Annotated in this window: 15 protein-coding genes and 1 pseudogene; 9 read left to right on the top strand and 7 right to left on the bottom strand. The window is 46.8% G+C overall.

What is annotated here, in order from left to right; translation table 11 throughout:
- Window positions 1–5: 5 nt before the first annotated feature.
- Window positions 6–1,556 carry a hypothetical protein gene (locus tag OO774_RS00445; RefSeq protein ID WP_264903719.1) on the top strand — a complete coding sequence of 517 codons (1,551 nt, stop codon included), beginning with the start codon at window positions 6–8 and terminating at the stop codon, window positions 1,554–1,556.
- A complete protein-coding gene (locus OO774_RS00440; RefSeq protein WP_264903717.1) occupies window positions 1,556–2,152 on the top strand; it encodes a tRNA-uridine aminocarboxypropyltransferase in 597 nt (198 codons plus the stop codon). Before OO774_RS00445 ends, OO774_RS00440 begins: the two co-directional genes overlap by 1 nt.
- A 308-nt stretch (window positions 2,153–2,460) precedes the next feature.
- On the opposite strand, the gene yigB is transcribed toward OO774_RS00440, so the two are convergent.
- The 6 genes and pseudogenes from yigB to OO774_RS00410 form a co-directional block, all read right to left on the bottom strand.
- The gene (gene yigB / locus OO774_RS00435; protein ID WP_264903715.1) at window positions 2,461–3,177 is read right to left on the bottom strand and encodes a 5-amino-6-(5-phospho-D-ribitylamino)uracil phosphatase YigB; all 717 of its coding nucleotides are present in this window, start codon (window positions 3,175–3,177) and stop codon (window positions 2,461–2,463) included.
- A gap of 8 nt (window positions 3,178–3,185) precedes the next feature.
- A complete protein-coding gene (gene xerC, locus OO774_RS00430) occupies window positions 3,186–4,118 on the bottom strand; it encodes a tyrosine recombinase XerC (protein ID WP_264903713.1) in 933 nt (310 codons plus the stop codon).
- Entirely contained in the window at window positions 4,084–4,815 is a 732-nt protein-coding gene (locus tag OO774_RS00425; RefSeq protein WP_264903711.1) for a DUF484 family protein, read from the bottom strand. Before OO774_RS00425 ends, xerC begins: the two co-directional genes overlap by 35 nt.
- Window positions 4,809–5,639, bottom strand: a complete 831-nt coding sequence (gene dapF, locus OO774_RS00420) for a diaminopimelate epimerase (protein WP_264903709.1) — start codon at window positions 5,637–5,639, stop codon at window positions 4,809–4,811. The genes OO774_RS00425 and dapF overlap by 7 nt, the downstream gene beginning before the upstream one ends.
- A 10-nt stretch (window positions 5,640–5,649) precedes the next feature.
- On the bottom strand, window positions 5,650–6,903 hold the full coding sequence (gene lysA, locus OO774_RS00415) for a diaminopimelate decarboxylase (RefSeq protein ID WP_065297535.1): 1,254 nt from the start codon (window positions 6,901–6,903) through the stop codon (window positions 5,650–5,652).
- Window positions 6,904–6,964: 61 nt separating this feature from the next.
- Window positions 6,965–7,176 (bottom strand): annotated as a pseudogene (locus OO774_RS00410) (lipoprotein).
- Between OO774_RS00410 and cyaY the strand changes: the two are divergent.
- On the top strand, window positions 7,156–7,470 hold the full coding sequence (cyaY, locus tag OO774_RS00405) for an iron donor protein CyaY (protein WP_264903708.1): 315 nt from the start codon (window positions 7,156–7,158) through the stop codon (window positions 7,468–7,470). The pseudogene OO774_RS00410 and the gene cyaY overlap by 21 nt on opposite strands.
- Window positions 7,471–7,540: 70 nt before the next feature.
- Here the strand turns inward: cyaY and OO774_RS00400 are convergent, their stop codons facing one another.
- Window positions 7,541–10,066 carry a class I adenylate cyclase gene (locus OO774_RS00400; protein WP_264903706.1) on the bottom strand — a complete coding sequence of 842 codons (2,526 nt, stop codon included), beginning with the start codon at window positions 10,064–10,066 and terminating at the stop codon, window positions 7,541–7,543.
- A 347-nt stretch (window positions 10,067–10,413) separates the two neighbouring features.
- Here OO774_RS00400 and hemC point away from each other — a divergent pair, with 347 nt between their 5' ends.
- The 6 genes from hemC to OO774_RS00370 all read left to right on the top strand — a co-directional run bounded on the left by hemC (window position 10,414) and on the right by OO774_RS00370 (window position 16,461).
- Entirely contained in the window at window positions 10,414–11,352 is a 939-nt protein-coding gene (gene hemC / locus OO774_RS00395) for a hydroxymethylbilane synthase (RefSeq protein ID WP_264903705.1), read from the top strand.
- A 2-nt stretch (window positions 11,353–11,354) separates the two neighbouring features.
- Window positions 11,355–12,083, top strand: coding sequence for a uroporphyrinogen-III synthase (locus tag OO774_RS00390; RefSeq protein WP_264903703.1), 729 nt, complete (start codon window positions 11,355–11,357; stop codon window positions 12,081–12,083).
- A gap of 17 nt (window positions 12,084–12,100) precedes the next feature.
- Window positions 12,101–13,312, top strand: a complete 1,212-nt coding sequence (locus tag OO774_RS00385) for a uroporphyrinogen-III C-methyltransferase (protein ID WP_264903702.1) — start codon at window positions 12,101–12,103, stop codon at window positions 13,310–13,312.
- Window positions 13,312–14,493, top strand: a complete 1,182-nt coding sequence (locus OO774_RS00380; protein WP_264903700.1) for a heme biosynthesis HemY N-terminal domain-containing protein — start codon at window positions 13,312–13,314, stop codon at window positions 14,491–14,493. The genes OO774_RS00385 and OO774_RS00380 overlap by 1 nt, the downstream gene beginning before the upstream one ends.
- A gap of 393 nt (window positions 14,494–14,886) precedes the next feature.
- Complete coding sequence (locus OO774_RS00375; RefSeq protein WP_264903699.1) at window positions 14,887–15,633, top strand: SPOR domain-containing protein; 747 nt, start codon at window positions 14,887–14,889, stop codon at window positions 15,631–15,633.
- 189 nt (window positions 15,634–15,822) lie between these two features.
- Complete coding sequence (locus OO774_RS00370; protein WP_264903697.1) at window positions 15,823–16,461, top strand: DUF4402 domain-containing protein; 639 nt, start codon at window positions 15,823–15,825, stop codon at window positions 16,459–16,461.
- Window positions 16,462–16,584 lie beyond the last annotated feature (123 nt).

Below are 16,584 nucleotides of genomic sequence, written 5' to 3'. Positions count from 1 at the left end.
ATAACATGAAGGCTTTGAAAAACCCAGTGGCCCTGGCCACTCTGCTGGTTCTGCAAGCATGTAGCTCGCAACCGCCACAAAATGGCGACGAGATGACAACCACGCCACCAGCATCACTCGATAAGCCTGAATCCATTCAACCTCAAACGTTTATAGTGCGTGGCCAGGTCGTTATCGGCCATGAAAGTCAGTACATCAGACCATGTGGCAGTGACAAACAATACTGGCTGCAACTGTCACCACAACAAGCTCAACGCGCCATGTCGTTGAGTAGCGAGCCTTATCAACCCATGTATGGGGAAATGATTGGCCACCTGAACCCTCCAGGTAATGACGGCTTCTCTGCCGATTTCGACGCCAACTTTGTTGTTGAACAGGTTAACCTCCTCACCAGTGAGAACCCGCAGCGCTGCAGTCAGCCAAGTAAACCCACTCGCGTATTTGGTAATGAGCCATTCTGGTCAGCAAGTTTTGAGTCAGACGCACTGCAATTTCAGCAACCGGGTAAGCAGGCACAATCTATAACCATTGAATCCAGACAGCTACAAGCACGTCAACGCACTTATCAACTAGCAGATGGCGAACTGCGCATGACGGAAAACCTTTGTTCTGACACCATGAGTGATTCCCTTTATGGCTGGACAGCAACGCTTAAACACGATGGCACAACGTATCAGGGCTGTGGCATGGCATCAAATGTCGACTCGACACTCGAATGGGCAAACACTTACGTCGCAACGTCAACGCAATCACAAGGGTTTGAAGTACAGATGACCTTGAAACCAGATCACAGTGCGACAACCCAATACAGTTACTCTGACGGTCAAGCGCCACTGATTGAACGTGGTTACTGGCAGCAATTAAGTCCGTCACAGATTCAGGTCGTAATGACCCACCACCAGCAACAGCGTTTACAGTCAGAGCGACTTTTCATCCGCGAAGGAAACCAGCTTAAAGCCACACAAGAAAAAGTTGGCACTATGGTTTACCCAATCGCTGATGGCGGCTTGGTGTTGTATCCGGCAACCGTACGTCAATCAGGAACTAAGACCGCCGCCCCAGAGCGAGCTAACAGTCCTATCAGCAGCGCAGATATACCCTCGAGTGCCGACTTCAACTCCAAAGTCGATGCAGCAGTGCGCAATTACTTTTTTATCAATCACACCAATCCTAGCAATAACCAATACCGCTGGCTGACTTACGATCTGAATGGTGATGGAAACGAAGAACTGTTCGTACAGCTAGATTGGTGTGGTTCGGGCGGCTGTACCTTACTGGTGTTTGAAAATCATCAAAGTGAGTGGCGTTTTAACAGCCGTATCACTCTAGTACAGAGCCCGATAATGCTTGGCCAGCAAACCTCACATGGCTGGCGAGACCTGATTTTTAATGTCAGTGGCGGTGGTGCAACTCCGGCTCAACACATCATGCAATACACCGGCGTCAGCTACCCAATCAATCCGAGTATGGCGCCAAAGGCAACGTCAACACAAGTGAGTGGTGTGCGCTTGTTCTCGGATGGCATTAGCCCAGTCCGCGAAGGAGTTCGCTTGTAATGGCACTACCATGCCCTGACTGTGGTTTTCAGTTCAACTGCATTTGCTCACTGCTGCCTAATCTCAGCAGCGAGCACAGCATCATACTATTGATGCACCCCAATGAACTGGCGCGCGATACCAACACAGGCAAATTGCTGCAGCAATGCCAACTTAATGTGAAGCAGGAGATTTGGGATCGCAAGCATCCACCTGGCGAGTTGCTCGCTATCCTTGAAGATTCGAACTTATACCCAGTGTTATTGTTTCCCGGAGAGGAAAGCCTGACACTCGAACAAGTGGCAGAGCAGAGCCAGCAACAAAGCCGCAAGCCTTTGTTTATTATTTTGGATGCGACCTGGCAAGAGGCGCGCAAAATGATCAATAAAAGTCGCTGGCTGGAGAACGTGCCATTGATGGGGCTTTCAACCCAGGGCGATTCGCATTATCAGCTGCGTCGTAACCAGCAACAAGGCAACCTGTGTACGTTTGAAGTCGCGGCGCAGTTGTTAGGGCAATTAGGGGAAGAAGATAACCAACAGAAGATGCAGGATTTCTTCATTCACTATCTCGCTACCTTTCAGGCAGACAAAAGCGGACATGCACTGAAGCAATAATATTAAACAGTGAGATTAGAAAGCGCAGACTTAGCTTAATGCCAGGCACTTAACGATTCTTATTGGGTCATTCCAGCGAGCCATAGCGAGACTAGGAATCTAATATCAGCTCTCTGAGAATATAAAGAAATACCTTTGACAACAAAGTGCTCGGTTAGAAGATCCTGAATCACGCTCCTTCGTCGCTGTTCAGGATGACGGTAGACTGGAATACTCCGATAGCGATTAAGTGAACATCATTAAGCCCTCGCTGCGCTTTATTATACGTGTTTCACGTGAAACAATTTAAACTCTGAGTCTCTGCCACATCAAATCAGTGAGAGTAACGGCGGTAAGCTATGAATTTCCATATCCGGCAACGTTCTGGCTCTTGGAAATTGAGCGATATTCTTGTTTACGTCGTTAAACCAACAAGCCGCAAAACCAGCCAGCTTAGCACCGTGAACATCCGTTACGATATGGTCGCCAACGTGCAAAATATTCTCTGCCGGCAGATCTAAAATCTGTTGCGCTTTAGCAAACATATCACCGGCTGGTTTGGCTAATCCATCCGGTCCTGCTTTCAGCACACTTTTAAAATAGGGTGTCAGACCGACTTTATCTAAGTCAACATTACCATTAGTGATCGCAACTAAAGGAATTTGCTCACCAAGATGCGCGAGTACGTTAAGGCTCAGCTGTGGGACCTGGAAACGATTACGCCAGTCAAGGGCGACTTGCACACCTTTTTCCGCAGCAGTTTGCGCTTGCTCTTCATGATAACCAGCATCGAGAAAGCCCTGCTTAAGCTGCACCAAGCGCCAAAGCGTCACGTCACTTTTTAACTCCGGATCCTGCTGCAAAACCTGTTTTTTCACTTTGACCCAGTCCGGCTTTTCCATATGGGCTACGGCAGGATGTGCTTGCTGAAGCCAAGACAAAAGCTCACGCTCCATACGAACTATTACCGGATAGTTATCATAGAGAGTGTCATCAAGGTCAAACGTCATCGCCTTAATTGGCGCAATACGGCGGTAAAATTTCATGCTTTGGTTCAGTCCCCGCTCTTTTTACGTGCACGTGGATGTGCTTGGTCATAGGCTTGCGCCAAATGTTGGAAGTCGAGATGGGTGTAGATCTGAGTCGTGGAAATATTCTCGTGACCCAAGAGTTCTTGCACCGCACGTAAGTTGTTACTTGATTCCAGCATATGGGTCGCAAATGAGTGACGCAATTTGTGTGGGCTGATGTGGCTCGCTACTGATTGCTTCTGCCCCCACTCTGCCATGCGCTTTTGCACACTGCGATGCGAAATACGCGTACCCAGCTTAGAGACAAACAATGCAGGCTCTCCCGGTGCAGCAAGATTGCCACGCACTTTAAGCCATTTGCCTACCCACTCCGTTGCCATGCCAGAGAACGGCACTTTACGCTCTTTATCACCTTTACCAATGACACGAAGTTCGCCACTGCGCAGATGCACATCACGCACATCGACACTAACCAACTCAGCCAATCGTAAACCCGCACCGTACATCAGCTCCATCATGGCGCGATCGCGAACCGCTAGCGGATCGTCTTCATTCACTTCCAATAACTGGTTAACTTCATCGACATCAAGGTTTTTTGGTAGCGGACGCTGCTTACGCGGTGCAGAAACGCCTTTGGCCGGATTCGCCGACATTTCGCCGCGTAAGATAAGAAAGTCGAAGAAACTGCGCAGTGAAGACAAACGCGTAGCCAGACTGCTGGCTTTCATTCCTTCACGCATGCCTTTACCCGCCAACTGACGAACCCAGCCAGCATCAACCTGAGACCAGTCTTTCAATCCCATTTCAATTAAGTGGTGCGCCATGGTTTCCAGCTGCTGTTTGTAATTACGCTGGGTATGCAAACTTAGCCCCTTTTCACTTCGCAGAAATTCGTAGAAGCGTTCAAGAGGCTTTTGCAGACTATTTGGCAGAGGTGTGTTTGGAGTCGTCGTCATTATAACGTTGCCATACCAATGTTTGAGCAAGATGTGCCACTACTAAGGATAGATGACGCAGAAACAAGGTATCCATATCTGGTTGGAAATGCCCGCCGTCCTGACTAGAAAATGCCAGCACACCAAGCGTCTGCTTTTTCACTAATGGCAATACCACGTAAGATCCCATTTCTGGTATTTCCAGGTTACCAAACAAGGCTTCACGATCAACTTTACGTAAGCGACCTAAGTAGGCATCTTTGCCATTGAGATGTGTCGTAGCAAAACGCTGGTAGCTTTCTTTGCTTAGTTGAAGGGATGCATCACATTGACTGAACAGACGAACGTAAGCACTCAGGCCGAGGTCATGCGCTTTCTGTTCAATGGCATGAATCACCTGTTTGAAGTCACTGCACTTAAGAACCTGGTCCTGCAAATCCATGAATTCGTAAAAAGTACGGTCATTGTTGGCAGCCAGAGACATCAGTGTTGTGATATCTTCTTCAAGCTCTTCAATGCGTTGACGTTGGCGATTCATCTGAATATGAACCAATGAAACCGCGCCTAAATCCGCGTGCGGAAATGACAAACGGTCGACCAGTTCAGGTCGCTGAACAAAAAAGTCCGGGTGATCTTTGAGGTACTCAGCGACCACTTCGGCCGTCAACGCATCCGCTTCCACTTGAGACAAAACGTCTCCTTTTTCTTCCACTAGCACGATAGTTGCCCGTCAAAGACATGGGTCGCTGGGCCAGTCATAAACAGCGGTTTACCCGGACCTTGCCAAGAAATATTCAACTCACCACCAGGTAGCGACACTTTGACATTCTCGTCTAACAAGCCTTGTAGAATACCCACAGCAACCGCGCCACAGGCACCACTACCACATGCCTGGGTTTCACCCGCACCGCGCTCATAAACACGCAGACGGATATGGCTGCGATCGACAACCTGCATAAATCCCGCATTCACTCGCTCAGGAAAACGCTCGTGTGACTCTAGCAGCGGACCCAATGTATCGACATCAGCCGTATCGACATCATCCACGACCGTCACAACATGTGGGTTGCCCATACTGACAGCACCACAAAACAGGGTCTTGTCATCAGCGCGCATGATGTAGGTTTTCTCTTTTTGCTTGGCTTTGAAAGGGATCTTGTTCGGTTCAAACTCTGGCACACCCATATTGACCGTAACCTCACCATCGTCTTCGACGTTGAGGATCATCTTTCCTTTCTTGGTACTCACGCTGATGCTGTATTTGTTGGTCAAACCTTTAAGACGAACAAAACGAGCAAAACAGCGCGCACCGTTACCGCACTGCTCAACTTCGCTGCCATCTGCATTGAAGATGCGGTAGTGGAAATCGGTCTCTGGGTCATAAGGCGCTTCTACCACGAGCAATTGGTCAAAACCAACACCAGTATGTCGATCCGCCAGGCGGCGGATCAAATCTTGCGAGAAAAACACGTTCTGGGTAATGCAGTCGACGACCATAAAGTCGTTACCCAAACCGTGCATTTTGGAAAAGTGGAAATGCATTTGCTTTGTGTTACTCCGGTAGAATCTGTTCCAGCTGCCACAAACTTGTCAGCTCCTCACGCTGACGAACAAGATGGCTTTGCTTACCGTCCACCATCACTTCCGCCGCTCGGGTACGAGTATTGTAATTCGAAGACATAACAAAACCATAGGCGCCAGCAGAACGAACCGCGAGTAGATCACCTTCTTGTAAAACCAATGCGCGATCTTTACCCAGGAAATCACCGGTTTCGCAAATTGGTCCAACCAAGTCGTAAGTCTGCGCTTCACCATCACGTGGCGAAACTGGCACGATATCTTGCCATGCCTGGTAAAGAGCAGGACGCATCAGGTCATTCATTGCTGCATCAATAATGGCAAAGTTTTTATGCTCAGTGTGCTTTAAGAACTCAACGCGAGTCAGCAAGATGCCAGCATTCGCTGCAATCGCACGACCAGGTTCAAAAATCAGTTCCAGATCTTGGTGATTAGTCAGACGTCCTAATAGCGCTTTCGCGTAATCAGATGGCTGTGGAGGAAGCTCATCACGGTAAACCACACCAAGACCACCACCAACATCCAAGTGACGAATGTTGATGCCTTGTGCTTTCAGATCATCAATCAGAGCAAGCAAGCGATCAGTCGCATCGATGAAAGGTTCAATATCAGTTAGCTGAGAACCAATATGGCAGTCGATACCCTGTACGTTTAGGTTCGGCAAGCTTTGAGCGAACTTGTACACCTCAGGTGCACGATCAAACGCAATACCAAATTTGTTGTCGCGAAGACCAGTCGAAATATAAGGGTGTGTTTTTGCGTCTACATCAGGGTTGATGCGCAATGAAATCGGAGCAATCACACCAAGATCACCTGCCACTTTATTCAGGCGCTCAAGTTCAGGCTCAGATTCAACGTTAAAGCACTTGATACCAAGTTCCAGTGCGCGTTTCATTTCTGCTGGCGTTTTGCCTACACCAGAAAATACCACTTTCTTCGCGTCACCACCGGCTGCAATAACACGTTCCAGTTCACCACCTGATACGATATCAAATCCTGACCCCAAACGAGCCAGTGTATTCAGTACGCCCAAGTTTGAGTTTGCTTTTACGGCATAACAAACCAGGTGAGGATGTTGACCCACTGCACTATCAAACGCCTTCCAGTGGCGCTCTAGCGTGGCTCGAGAGTATACATAAAGAGGAGTGCCATATTGCTCGGCCAGAGCTTGAAGTGAGACGTCTTCGGCCCAAAGCTGGCCATCATCCTGATAGTTGAAGTAATCCAAAATTCGCTTCCCTTATTTTATTCGACTGCAGAACCCTAATTTCACCCAAAGGTGCGGATATTTATTGTGATTGCTCGTTTTGTTGTGTGTCATCTGGAATGTAGAGTGAACCTGACTGTCCACACCCTGCCAGCGTAGCGGCAGCCATCACAAACAACACAGTAACTAATTTTTTCATTTGGCATATCGTGATTATTGAATCAATGCCCCCTATAATCGCACCACACTCAGGAAAAGCAATAGGACAGACGGATGAACGATACTGAATTTCATCAACTGGTGGATGTACAGATGCAAATCATTGAAGAATCCATCGATGATTCAGGTGCAGACATTGATTACGAGGTGTCTGGTAACGTAATGACATTGGAATTTGAAGACCGTAGCCAGATCATCATCAACCGCCAGGAACCGATGCATGAAATTTGGCTGGCATCAAAATCAGGTGGCTTCCACTTCAAACGTATCGAAGATAAATGGACATGCTCGAAGACTGGCATGGAACTGTTTGAGATGGTCAAGCAAGAGTGTGAAAAGCACGCTGGTGAAGAGATCGACTGGGCTTAAGTTCATTTTGTCCTCCCCAATACAGAAAAAGAGCACCGCGGTGCTCTTTTTGTTTTTGTTCGATTTACTGTTATGCATTCACCGCTTTATTAGGACGATGTGGAGGACAATCATTACGGTAAGGAATGATGTAAGCGTTGCCCTCTTCAGGATGAATGATCTGATAGTACTGCGGCAAATTAAAGTTAATGAACTTCGAAGCCACGTGAGTATCATCTTTCACCGAGGTATAGAAGCTGTTAACCGAAGCAATCATCTCATCTTTTGAGCCACTAAACTGGTGATACACTTCCACCTGATTCGATTCATCGAGTACGTAGATATTAAACCCTTTCTCGCTGTCTTCGAAGAAGAACTGCACCAAGCCTTCACTGGCAAAGCCATCCACCGCATCCGGCATTTGATATTCTTGCTCGCGATCGAGCATTAGTAGCGGAGAACCTTTCAGCTTGTTAGTCGAGATACTGCGATAAAAATCGACTGAGTTTTCTAGCTTCTGTACAGATACACCGCGACGCTCGAAGAATAAACCATAGGTTTTCTCGCCAAGACGCATCGCTTTAAAGCGACGACGTTTTTCCTGTTCGACAGGTTTCAAGCGCAGATCGATACATTCCGCCAGCAGCTGATACACTTTGTTGCGCATCACGCCGCGCATATTTTTCGCGTAACAGAACACATCCACCGACTCTGGTGGCAGCGCATCCTGGTGCATCTTACCCAAAATGGTTTTCAGAGCATCGAGCATCGCCGTCTCACCTTTAAAATGCAGCGTACGAACTTCATGCCAGGAATTTCGGTAAACCAAATCAACACTACCGACCAAGTTTTTGTGTTCAGGACCAAAACTAAAAATATCAGTATTCTTCACATCCACTTTGAGCGAACGACCGGATAACTCTTCAGTCGGGTCACTTTCAAAGTTGATGAACATCGTCAGTTGACTAATTTCACATGGGCTCGCCAGAGCTTGCATAGTCGGACGGCGCTTACGCAATGCAAATGTGTTACGTAAATCGCTCACCATTTGGTAGAACTTATCAATATCTAACTGCGCTTCACGTACGACAGCGTGTAAACGAGTCGATTCCGTGATCAGGCCATTAAAGAATGCCCACGAAACAAGTTTGCTCAGATATTCATGGTGTTCAAGGTATGGCTGACCCAGAATACGGTGTGCAACCAGCGGCTGTTTGTACAGATACCAACCGGACTTATTCACACCACCATTCTTCACTTCGATAAAGCTCAGATCCGGTTCATGTAAATCTGGTGAGATTTGAGGATTCAGCAGCGTGACCTTACCCGGAAGCACCTCAAAAGCCGCATACAGCTTACGAGCCAGAATACTGATGTCTTGCGGACTGATGGCCGAAGTAATGTCGTTACGACGCGCAAATTGGATAAGGTTGCGGTAACTTTGCATCAATGCATCTAATAGCGCATGATGCACCACTTTCACCTGTTCGACCTTCCAGTTGCGACGATCGTCAAGTTCTGCCACGACACTTTCATCCCAATCCCAGCGGGTAATCATGTCGCTCAAGGCTTCACGACGCCAAGCAACAGAACCAACACCAGGCTGACGAGAGAGCTTTTCATGGGTTTTAAGGTAAAAACAGCGGCGAACCAAGTCTAAACGAGTATGGTCTTGAATACGTTCAAGATAACGGGTAACTTTCTCAAGCATTAAGTAATACGCGTCCATCCCATAGAGATCAGGCTCATGGGCAAAGAAACGTCGCTTAGTATCGATACTTAATAGTTGAGTGTGAGGGTATTCCCACGAGTAAGCTTCAAGCAGAATGGCTTTTAATACCGACTTGTACGGAGAATCGATACTTTTGTACAACTGCCACAAATTCGAGCCAAAGTATTCTTCTGCTGGAATTCGGTTCAGTTTGCCAAAGTCGATCCACTCTTTACAATCGATATAGCCATCGCGACAAAGTTGAGAAACGTACTCGTCGTAAGACTCTTCCATCTCTGGTGGCACAATTTGCCACAACAATCGCTGACCGGCGATACGCACGGCGCTCCGATAGAATTCATCAAGTAACAATAAGTGCTGTGATGAACCACAGTTATCACCAGTCATCTCTTCAGAATGGTTACTTCTGAAACGCTCTTCATCCATCAGGAAGAAGTTCGCCTCGACGCCTTTGGTCTGCGCCCAGTCAGTGATCAATAAACACTTGTTGGTGAGTAACTCTCGCTGATCACAATCCATCTGCGGTGAAATACACACCCAAATGTCCAAATCACTCGAGGTACTTTGACCAATCGATGACGTACTACCCATGGTATACAAACCAAGAATCGCAGGTTGCGCCGCATCCTCTAGCTTATCGCTAATGGTAAGTTGTGTATCGTCGATGAATTGCTGTTGAACGCCATTGGGTTCCAGACCATAGACACCGACTGGTACGTCAGCATCGTAGTAACCCGGAATGACAGGGTGATTGTAATTCAACAAGACAGGAATCAAGTGGAAAACTTGCTGGCTTTGCGAATCCATAAGCGCCAGCGCACGTTCAACACGTTGCTGATTCAAATTATCTAGTCGCTGAATTATTTTTTGGGTGTAAGCCTGCAAGGGTAATTCCTTGGTTGAACAATCACAGATATCTGATGATATTTTAAGCTCAAAAAGCCTAAAAACGTGATCAATTTAACACTTTTATTGTTCATGGTAAAGTTTCAACGCTCGAATTCGTTTCAGAGCAAAAACTATACTCCAGTCACAAAATTAACAGCGAGCTAGTGTCGCTTGTAATCGCCTCAAACTAATAATAGTCCTTAGTCTAATTGAGAATCTAGTCACACTATTTTCATAACATTATGTAATTCCATTCATGGCAGCGCCAGATATCCAACTAACAGTAAGAATTTCTTGATGGGAATGGTAGGATAAAGCCAAATCCAAACAGCATTGAGAAGATCATGACACAATCCACACCAATTCGCATTGCAACTCGAAAAAGCCCACTTGCTTTGTGGCAAGCTTACTTTGTCAAAGACGCCCTTCAAGCCGCTCACCCAGGTTTAGAAGTCGAGTTAGTAACCATGGTGACCAAAGGTGATGTGATCCTAGATACACCGTTAGCGAAAGTGGGCGGTAAAGGTTTATTCGTTAAAGAGCTGGAAGTCGCAATGCTGGAAGGCCGTGCAGATCTCGCCGTGCATTCAATGAAAGACGTACCAGTCGATTTCCCTGAAGGGCTAGGCTTGGTCACCATCTGCGAACGCGAAGACCCGCGCGATGCTTTTGTTTCTAATGCCTATAGTAGCGTTGATGAGTTACCTCAAGGCGCTATTGTCGGTACATGCAGCCTGCGTCGTCAATGCCAACTGAAGGAATACCGCCCTGATCTGGTCATCAAAGAGCTACGTGGCAACGTGGGTACGCGCCTTGGAAAACTGGATGCTGGCGAATACGACGCTATCGTCCTCGCAGCTGCAGGTCTGAAGCGCCTGGAACTTGAAGAGCGTATCCGCAGTTTCATTGAACCTGAGCAATCTCTTCCTGCCGTGGGTCAAGGCGCAGTTGGCATTGAGTGTCGCTTAGACGATGAAAGACTGATCAAGCTACTCGAGCCACTTAATCACAAAGATACGGTTGACCGAGTACTGTGTGAGCGTGCCATGAACCTGACACTGGAAGGAGGCTGTCAGGTTCCTATTGGTAGCTACGCTCTGCTTGATGGTGATGACGTTTGGTTACGCGCTCTAGTCGGAGAGCCAGACGGAAGTCAAATTGTTCGCGGTGAAATTCGCGGCCATCGCCAAGACGGAGAAGCACTCGGTGTTCAGCTAGCAAATGAACTGCTGGATAATGGTGCACGCGACATCCTCACCAAGCTGTACGCAGATCACGACTAATCATGACAGTGTTGGTCACTCGGCCGGGAGAGCAAGGCGTTGGGCTTTGCTCTCTGCTCGAAAGCCACGGTATTTCCGCATATCATCATCCATTGATCGACATTGTTGCTGATCTCACGGATACACAGCTCTCCGATCACCTTCATCATGCCCACTTTATTATCGCCGTTAGCCGACATGCGGTGCAGTGCGCGCAACAAATATTATCAAACAACGGTATATCATGGCCTAAACACGCCATTTACCTTGCCGTTGGTCAAAAAACAGCACACTACTTAAGCAAATGCACGCAACAAAAAGTACACTATCCTCAAGTCAGTGATAGTGAACACTTATTGCAACTCCCAGCGTTAAACGATGTAGACCAACAGACCGTAGTGATTCTGCGTGGAAACGGTGGAAGAGAGCTAATTAAAGATGCATTGGTGAGACGTGGGGCAAAAGTTCACTATAGTGAGACTTACAAGAGAGAATTTATCCCATTCGATCCAGTAAGCTGTGTTTCACTATGGAAAGCTCAACAAATCAATCAGATCATCGTCACTAGCGGTGAACAACTTGACTATTTGTGCAGCCAGTTGTCGTCTGAGCAATTGGCTTGGCTTAATCAACAAGAGTTGTATATCCCCAGTCAGCGTATCGCCGACATCGCAATTCAAAAGGGGTTTACTCAGGTAAGATGCACAGGAAGCGCATCCAACCAAGAATTACTGGCTGCTCTCCAGCCCTAGCTACACAGGATAAAGGCATGACAAGTAAAAATAACGACCAAAAAAATAATGAGAAAAACCTTGCTGAAGATACCTCTTCAGCACCGCTAGCTGAACAAGATACCCCTAAAAAGGACGCTGAGCCTCAACAGGAAACAGCACAACCAGCTGATACAGAAAAGCCAACGGAACCAAAGAAAGTTGAGTTTGAAGAGAAACAAGGCAAACGAGGTGTCAAACTCGGCACTGTAGCCATCATCTTGTCGATTATTTTTGGTGGCGGTTTAGCGTATAAGCTTCACGAGCAACAAGCCGATTACCAGGCTCAAATTGCTCAACTGAAAAGCCAGTTAGAATCCGCTCAAGCATCAATGAAGCAAGAGCTGACGCAGGTTAAAGAAGAAACCATCGAAAAGGCGACCACCGTAACTCATAAAGCAGAAGTGGTTCTTGGCCAGCAGCAGAAAAGCATCGAAAGCTTGCAACTTGCCGTGGCTGACGTAAAAGGCCGCCGTCCGAACGACTGGTTACTGGCCGAAGCCGATTACCTAGTTAAACTGGCTGGACGTAAACTGTTCCTTGAGCACGACGTAGAAAGTGCGACTCAACTGATGGAAAGTGCAGACCAACGTATCGCTGCGCTTAATGACCCTAGCCTGGTCAATCTTCGCAAAGCGATGGCGAACGACATTACTAAACTTCGTACCGTGCCATTAATCGACCGCGATGGCCTAGTGCTGCGTCTGACTGCGTTGCAACAACAAGTCGACAAAATGCCACTGGCGAATGCTTTACTTCCAGAAGCAGCTGCTGTTACCGAGCAAGAAGTATCTGAAGATATCGCGAACTGGCAAGATAACCTAATGACGTCCCTTAAGGACTTCTCAGAAAACTTTATTACTTTCCGCACCCGCGATGGCAACGTCATCCCGCTGCTTTCCCCTCAGCAGCACTTCTACCTGAAAGAGAACATTAAAGCCAAGCTAGCAACGGCTATTAAAGCGGTTTACCAAGAACAAGGTGAAGTGTACTCGACCTCGCTTAAAACAGCAGATAAATGGGCGCTGGCATTCTTTAATCAAGACGACAACTCAGTTAAAGAGTTCAACAAAACGATCGGCCAATTAAGCCAGCAAAACATCCAGGTTGAATACCCGGCTAAACTGGAGAGTCAATCTCAGCTATCTGACGTCATTCGTGAGCGTCTACGTCGTGAAGTAACCACTATGACAGGCACGGAGGATAAGTAATGTTTCGTCTTATTTTCCTATTTGTAATTCTGGGGGCTGGCCTGTTTGTAGGTACGCAATACTCAGGTCAACAGGGTTATGTTCTGATCTCAATCGCCGAGAAAACCATTGAGATGAGTGTAACGACACTGGTTATTTTTGTTATCGCGGCGCTTGCTGGTCTGTTCATTTTAGAATACCTAATCAAGAAACTGGTCTACGCGAGTTCAAGTACCTGGAACTACTTCAGTGTACGTAAAATGCGTCGTTCTCGACGTTACACAAATGAAGGCATCATCAAATTACTAGAAGGTGATTGGAAGGGTGCTGAGAAGAAGGTAACTCGCTGGGCAAATCACCACGACATGCCACTTTTGTGCTACCTAGTAGCGTCAGAAGCCGCTCAAGGACAAGGTGATAAAGAGAAACGTGACAAGTACTTGGAACTGGCAAGTCAGCAAGAAAACGCACACCTAGCCGTTGAACTGACACGTGCCAAACAGTTTATCCGCGACAATGAGTTTGGCGCGGCATTTGACACACTCTCGTCACTAAAAAATCAATACGCAAGCAACCCGGTAGTGTTGAATCTGCTAAAAACGACGTATATGCAGCTAAAACTGTGGCAACCTTTAATCGACTTAATGCCTCAGTTAAACAAAGCAAAGCTTATAACGGAAGGCGAGCAAATCGAGCTAATAAAAACTGCGCAATGTGGCTTATTACATGAAGTAGCACAACAGCAAGGTAGCGAAGGACTGATTTCTCACTGGAACGGCTTAGCGCGTAAAGTAAAACAGGACCCGCATTTGATCGCATGCTTTGCTCGCGAACTGATTGCCCGTAAAGCCGATAATGAAGCCTTTACCGTGCTCAAAGAAGCATTGAATAAAACGCCAGCGCCTGAGCTATACGAGCTTCTTCCTGAGTTAAATGTACCAGACATTCATCCGGTCGTTGTTATGCTGGAAGACGTCATCAAGAAAGAGTCTGACAATGCGGCTGCACACAGTGCATTAGCGCATTTCTACTTCCGTCAAGAGAAGTGGCATGAGTCTCAGGAGCAATTTGAGGCGGCCTTAAAACTGCGCTCTGACGTTTCTGATTACGCTTTCTTAGCAGACACACTAGAGAAGCAAAATCTGACTAAAGCAGCGCACGAAGTCTCTCGCAAAGCTCTGACACTGGTTCAAAACGATTAAGTAGACTCTTTCTATTGTTACTTAAAAACCGACATTTGGTAGTGTCGGTTTTTTTATTGCTATTCAAAAAACCTTATCTATTTCGCCTTCTAACAACGTCTATCAACAGACCATCACATCAGGTATTGCACGTGCCTTTCCGACTAGCCATTTAATGTACTGTTGTTCTCTACCCACCGAAGAGCAAATATCACACTTTCCTCATAGAAGAGAACGTTATAGGAAAACAGTCATAAGTTGCTTGGGATGGCTAGCTCAGAGAGAAGCTCTTGCTTGACTGTTCTTTTAACCCCATCGCGTAATCCTGTTCTTAGCTATTGATTAGTTTTACCCCCTTGATTAAACTTCGCATCATATTATAAATATCAATAAGTTGTCTTCTAGGTATAATGCGTGCAAATAATTAAGGCATCCAATAATAAGCTTACAAGGCAAGGTTGTCGGTCGAATACAGTTCAAGGTCCATATACAAGCACCGCGATATCAAAGTTGTTAATCGTTGGCTTTTGTCTATTACTGGCTTCCTGTGCAACCAGCAAACCCACAAACACATCTGAGTACCAGGCTATTCAAGCACAAGTCGAAGAGTTGAGAGATCGTCTTGATCAACAAAATATGGAGTGGGAGCAATACCGCCCAGGCATTAACCGGTTGGCCGCGTTGGAGTCGGATTTTAAAAATCTGATCGGTCAACTGGATAAAATGGCTTCCTCTTCTCCTAAGCCAGCGCCAAATAAGATCCTCCCTGAAGTAAAAGATCATAAGTTGATGGCAGTGGTCGATGCAGGCGATAAAGCAATCAAGGCTTCAGCTAATAAAGAGAAAGACGCTCAGCCTAAAACCCAACAATATGCATTACAAGTTGGCACCTATAGATGGCTTCAATATATCGAGTCAAATAAAAGGAAACTGGTGAAGAAGTCGCCTGAACTTCTGTCAGACAAACGTTTTTATCTAACACCAGTTTATATCGGGCCAAAAAAGGAGAAGCTTTATCGTCTACTTGCCGGCCCAGTTAAAGATAAGGTGACAGCACAAGCATTGTGTCGGCAACTTAAGACCGACGGACTGGACTGTATGGTAAGGCCGCTGAGCGGCAAGCCTTTGTCTGATGAACAGAATATCGCTTATATAAAGTAAATCAACCGGCGTAAGTATGTGCTGACAGTAAGGTTAAAGGATAACCGATTGGTTAGCCCTGCCCCCTGCTTTTAGTGGCTGTGCTTAAACAATACGCCCACGTCTATTGGTTTAGTAAGTTCTCTTTATTGAATAATCTAACGGTGGCGCTTAGCCGCCCACTTATCTTGGAAACAAAAGGAGTTAACATTGAAAAATAACAAAAAACTGGCTTATGCAGCACTGGCCGTATTTGCCAGCTCTGCCTACGCAGAGGGCGTAGCACCTGAGTTTAACGGCAAAGGGACGGCATCGGTCGAGGTCAAAAATACCCTAGATATCGTCGAAACGGCTTCATTAAACTTCGGCACCATCGCGGCAGTTGCTGGTGATGATGCGACTTTGGCCACACTGAAGTTGGACCCGGCCTCCGGCGAACTAACTGCGACTTCCGTTACTGCCACCGATGTAGCCAAGAAAGTAGGCAGCATAACCCCAATTGACAAAACCAATGTATCACCAGGTACCTTTACGGTGAGCAACGCAGCCAGATATACCGACCTGAATATCGCGTTGCCGAAAGATACTGAAACTATCGAGTTGAAAATGGAAAACGCAGCTCCGGAATCACTGAAGTTTACCCTAGGTAAATTTACAGCTTATGCCAATGATAAAGCTGTTGGCTTAGATGATACTACTGGTGCAGGCAAAGCCAGAACAGACGAGAACGGCAACCTAGTATTGCTTGTAGGTGCGACCCTAAGTACTGAAAAAGCGCGGAGCGCTGGAACAGAGCCTTATCTGGATGCTGAATACAAAGGCGAATACGCTGTGACCATCAGCTACTAGCAACACGGGTTGCAAGATACTCCCATAACTTTTACAGCAACAGATATGTCGGAGTATTAATTACTAAAGCAAAGAGGCGAGCCCGCTTACTGGCTTGCCTCAGTTAAATTGTCCAGTACAAGA

The organism is Vibrio sp. STUT-A11, assembly GCF_026000435.1.
In the GTDB taxonomy this organism is placed as follows: domain Bacteria; phylum Pseudomonadota; class Gammaproteobacteria; order Enterobacterales; family Vibrionaceae; genus Vibrio.
The sequence above is the reverse complement of the archived record's forward strand: the minus strand, read 5'-3'. Positions and strand labels throughout refer to the sequence as shown.